Origin of the sequence: Mycolicibacterium stellerae, assembly GCF_003719305.1 — a bacterium.
GTDB classification, from domain to species: Bacteria; Actinomycetota; Actinomycetes; order Mycobacteriales; family Mycobacteriaceae; genus Mycobacterium; species Mycobacterium stellerae.
Genome location: NZ_RARC01000066.1, coordinates 1 through 5,399, shown reverse-complemented (window position 1 = coordinate 5,399; position 5,399 = coordinate 1). Strand labels below are relative to the sequence as shown.

Genomic DNA, 5,399 nt, shown 5'->3' with positions numbered 1-5,399 from the left:
ACGGGTGTGTTGTTTGAGAACTCAATAGTGTGTTTGGTGGTTTTTGTTTGTTGTTTTTGTTTTTGCCATGCTCTCTTTTTCCCGTTTAGGGGGTGTGGTTTGTTTTTGTGCCAGTTTTGACTGGTTGTTTGGATCGGATTGTTTCAGACGTTGGTTTTTGTTTGGAGAGTTTGATTCTGGCTCAGGACGAACGCTGGCGGCGTGCTTAACACATGCAAGTCGAACGGTAAGGCCCTTTCGGGGGTACACGAGTGGCGAACGGGTGAGTAACACGTGGGTGATCTGCCCTGCACTTTGGGATAAGCCTGGGAAACTGGGTCTAATACCGAATATTCCTTGCTGGTCGCATGGCCTGGTGGGGGAAAGCTTTTGCGGTGTGGGATGGGCCCGCGGCCTATCAGCTTGTTGGTGGGGTGATGGCCTACCAAGGCGACGACGGGTAGCCGGCCTGAGAGGGTGTCCGGCCACACTGGGACTGAGATACGGCCCAGACTCCTACGGGAGGCAGCAGTGGGGAATATTGCACAATGGGCGCAAGCCTGATGCAGCGACGCCGCGTGAGGGATGACGGCCTTCGGGTTGTAAACCTCTTTCAGTACAGACGAAGCGTGAGTGACGGTATGTACAGAAGAAGCACCGGCCAACTACGTGCCAGCAGCCGCGGTAATACGTAGGGTGCGAGCGTTGTCCGGAATTACTGGGCGTAAAGAGCTCGTAGGTGGTTTGTCGCGTTGTTCGTGAAAACCTAAGGCTTAACCTTGGGCGTGCGGGCGATACGGGCAGACTTGAGTACTGCAGGGGAGACTGGAATTCCTGGTGTAGCGGTGGAATGCGCAGATATCAGGAGGAACACCGGTGGCGAAGGCGGGTCTCTGGGCAGTAACTGACGCTGAGGAGCGAAAGCGTGGGGAGCGAACAGGATTAGATACCCTGGTAGTCCACGCCGTAAACGGTGGGTACTAGGTGTGGGTTTCCTTCCTTGGGATCCGTGCCGTAGCTAACGCATTAAGTACCCCGCCTGGGGAGTACGGCCGCAAGGCTAAAACTCAAAGAAATTGACGGGGGCCCGCACAAGCGGCGGAGCATGTGGATTAATTCGATGCAACGCGAAGAACCTTACCTGGGTTTGACATGCACAGGACGCCGGCAGAGATGTCGGTTCCCTTGTGGCCTGTGTGCAGGTGGTGCATGGCTGTCGTCAGCTCGTGTCGTGAGATGTTGGGTTAAGTCCCGCAACGAGCGCAACCCTTGTCTCATGTTGCCAGCACGTTATGGTGGGGACTCGTGAGAGACTGCCGGGGTCAACTCGGAGGAAGGTGGGGATGACGTCAAGTCATCATGCCCCTTATGTCCAGGGCTTCACACATGCTACAATGGCCGGTACAAAGGGCTGCGATGCCGTGAGGTGGAGCGAATCCTTGTTAAAGCCGGTCTCAGTTCGGATCGGGGTCTGCAACTCGACCCCGTGAAGTCGGAGTCGCTAGTAATCGCAGATCAGCAACGCTGCGGTGAATACGTTCCCGGGCCTTGTACACACCGCCCGTCACGTCATGAAAGTCGGTAACACCCGAAGCCGGTGGCCTAACCCCTTGGGGAGGGAGCCGTCGAAGGTGGGATCGGCGATTGGGACGAAGTCGTAACAAGGTAGCCGTACCGGAAGGTGCGGCTGGATCACCTCCTTTCTAAGGAGCACCACGAGACCTATTGGCCCGCCCCGCAATTCCTGTGGGGGTTCGGTGACCTGGGCGATTCGTGAGATGGGCCATGCCTGTAGTGGGTGTGGTTCGGGTGCAACAACAAACGTTGATGCTGGTGGGGAAACACTGGTTGATGGATCATCGGACACACTATTGGGCTTTGAGGCAACAGGCCCGCTATCTCTTCGTCCCGTTGGGGAAACCGGGGATAGGGTTTGGTTGTCGCCCTGCTTTGGTGGTGGGGTGTGGTGTTTGATTTGTGGATAGTGGTTGCGAGCATCTAACAGCGGGCTCTCTTTGTGGGGGCGTGTTGTTGATGTGCAATTTCAGAGTTTTTTAACTCATAATATCTTTTGGTTTTTTGTGTTGTAAGTGTTTAAGGGCGCATGGTGGATGCCTTGGCATTGAGAGCCGATGAAGGACGTGGGAGGCTGCGTTATGCCTCGGGGAGCTGTCAACCGAGCGTGGATCCGAGGATGTCCGAATGGGGAAACCCGGCGCGAGTGATGTCGTGTCACCTGCATCTGAATATATAGGGTGTGGGAGGTAACGCGGGGAAGTGAAACATCTCAGTACCCGTAGGAAGAGAAAACAATTGTGATTCCGTGAGTAGTGGCGAGCGAAAGCGGAGGATGGCTAAACCGGATGCATGTGATACCCGGCGGGGGTTGTGTGTTCGGTGTTGTGGGGCGTTTCTTGTCAGGTCCGCCGATCTGGCCAGGAGTGATAAACCGTGGTGTTAGGTGAAGTGGCCTGGGATGGTCTGCCGTAGAGGGTGAGAGCCCCGTAACCGAAAACATTGCGGCTTCTGTGAAACTGTTTCCCCGAGTAGCAGCGGGCCCGTGGAATCTGCTGTGAATCTGCCGGGACCACCCGGTAAGCCTGAATACTTCTCGATGACCGATAGCGGATTAGTACCGTGAGGGAATGGTGAAAAGTACCCCGGGAGGGGAGTGAAAGAGTACCTGAAACCGTGTGCCTACAAGCCGTCAGAGCCTTCGACTTTGTTGTGGGGTGATGGCGTGCCTTTTGAAGAATGAGCCTGCGAGTCAGGGACATGTCGCGAGGTTAACCCGTTGAGGGGTAGCCGCAGCGAAAGCGAGTCTGAATAGGGCGTATCCCCGTGAGGGGTGTAGTGGTGTGTTCTGGACCCGAAGCGGAGTGATCTACCCATGGCCAGGGTGAAGCGACGGTAAGACGTCGTGGAGGCCCGAACCCACTTAGGTTGAAGACTGAGGGGATGAGCTGTGGGTAGGGGTGAAAGGCCAATCAAACTCCGTGATAGCTGGTTCTCCCCGAAATGCATTTAGGTGCAGCGTTGCGTGTTTCTTACTGGAGGTAGAGCTACTGGATGGCCGATGGGCCCTACTAGGTTACTGACGTCAGCCAAACTCCGAATGCCGGTAAGTCAATAGCGTGGCAGTGAGACGGCGGGGGATAAGCTCCGTGCGTCGAGAGGGAAACAGCCCAGATCGCCGGCTAAGGCCCCTAAGCGTGTGCTAAGTGGAAAAGGATGTGCAGTCGCAAAGACAACCAGGAGGTTGGCTTAGAAGCAGCCACCCTTGAAAGAGTGCGTAATAGCTCACTGGTCAAGTGATTGTGCGCCGATAATGTAGCGGGGCTCAAGCACACCGCCGAAGCCGCGGCAACAAACTTTGTTTGTTGGGTAGGGGAGCGTCCTGCATCCGGTGAAGCCACCGAGTGATCGAGTGGTGGAGGGTGTGGGAGTGAGAATGCAGGCATGAGTAGCGATAAGGCAAGTGAGAACCTTGCCCGCCGAAAGACCAAGGGTTCCTGGGCCAGGCCAGTCCGCCCAGGGTGAGTCGGGACCTAAGGCGAGGCCGACAGGCGTAGTCGATGGACAACGGGTTGATATTCCCGTACCCGTGTGTGCGCGTCCCTGATGAATCAGTTCTGCTAACCACCCAAAAGGTGGACCACCAGCGACCTTCGGGTCAATGGGGTTTACCGGCTGCGTGGGACCCGGACTGGTAGTAGTCAAGCGATGGGGTGACGCAGGAAGGTAGCCGTACCAGTCAGTGGTAATACTGGGGTAAACCGGTAGGGGGACATCTAGGTAAATCCGGATGTCATATTCCCTGAGAGGTGATGCATAGCCGAGTGAGGTGAATTCGGTGATCCTATGCTGCCAAGAAAAGCCTCTAGCGAGTACACACACGGCCCGTACCCCAAACCGACACAGGTGGTCAGGTAGAGAATACCAAGGCGTACGAGTGAACTATGGTTAAGGAACTCGGCAAAATGCCCCCGTAACTTCGGGAGAAGGGGGACCTACTACTGTCAACACCCGTGCGGTGGGCAGCGGTGGTGGGTGGCACAAACCAGTGAGAAGCGACTGTTTACTAAAAACACAGGTCCGTGCGAAGTCGCAAGACGATGTATACGGACTGACGCCTGCCCGGTGCTGGAAGGTTAAGAGGACCTGTTAACCCCTCTCGAGGGGTGAAGCGGAGAATTTAAGCCCCAGTAAACGGCGGTGGTAACTATAACCATCCTAAGGTAGCGAAATTCCTTGTCGGGTAAGTTCCGACCTGCACGAATGGCGTAACGACTTCTCAGCTGTCTCAACCATAGACTCGGCGAAATTGCACTACGAGTAAAGATGCTCGTTACGCGCGGCAGGACGAAAAGACCCCGGGACCTTCACTACAACTTGGTATTGGTGCTCGATACGGTTTGTGTAGGATAGGTGGGAGACTATGAAGCAGTCACGCCAGTGATTGTGGAGTCATCGTTGAAATACCACTCTGACCGTATTGGGCCTCTAACCTCGAACCGTATATCCGGTTCAGGAACAGTGCCTGGTGGGTAGTTTAACTGGGGCGGTTGCCTCCTAAAAAGTAACGGAGGCGCCCAAAGGTTCCCTCAACCTGGACGGCAATCAGGTGTTGAGTGTAAGTGCACAAGGGAGCTTGACTGCGAGACAGACACGTCAAGCAGGGACGAAAGTCGGGACTAGTGATCCGGCACCCCCGAGTGGAAGGGGTGTCGCTCAACGGATAAAAGGTACCCCGGGGATAACAGGCTGATCTTCCCCAAGAGTCCATATCGACGGGATGGTTTGGCACCTCGATGTCGGCTCGTCGCATCCTGGGGCTGGAGCAGGTCCCAAGGGTTGGGCTGTTCGCCCATTAAAGCGGCACGCGAGCTGGGTTTAGAACGTCGTGAGACAGTTCGGTCTCTATCCGCCGCGCGCGTCAGAAGCTTGAGGAAACCTGTCCCTAGTACGAGAGGACCGGGACGGACGAACCTCTGGTCTACCAGTTGTCCCACCAGGGGCACCGCTGGATCGCCACGTTCGGACAGGATAACCGCTGAAAGCATCTAAGCGGGAAACCCCCTCCAAGACCAGGCTTCTCACCTTTTAAGAAGGATAAGGCCCCCCGCAGACCACGGGATCAATAGACCAGACCTGCAACCCCAGCAATGGGCAAGGGAACTGGCACTAACCGGCCGAAAACTTACACACAACCAAAAACCCGCAACCACAACCCACACAGTCAAACAAACGACTGCACCCCACCACCAAACACAACATCACCCAAAAAGTGAATAAAGTTACGGCGGAAATAGCGACAGGGAAACGCCCGGACCCATCCCGAACCCGGAAGCTAAGCCTGCCAGCGCCGATGATACTACCCAACCCGGGTGGAAAAGTAGGACACCGCCGAACACATTTTA

The 5,399-nt window shown here is 55.8% G+C and carries 3 rRNA genes; all 3 read left to right on the top strand.

Annotated features, from left to right (window positions below):
• The first annotated feature begins 158 nt into the window (after window positions 1-158).
• A 16S ribosomal RNA gene (locus D6M19_RS33880) occupies window positions 159-1,682 on the top strand.
• 381 nt (window positions 1,683-2,063) lie between these two features.
• A 23S ribosomal RNA gene (locus D6M19_RS33875) occupies window positions 2,064-5,187 on the top strand.
• Between the two features lie 90 nt (window positions 5,188-5,277).
• A 5S ribosomal RNA gene (rrf, locus tag D6M19_RS33870) occupies window positions 5,278-5,391 on the top strand.
• Together the 16S, 23S and 5S rRNA genes form the textbook arrangement of a ribosomal RNA operon.
• The last annotated feature ends 8 nt before the right edge of the window (window positions 5,392-5,399 follow it).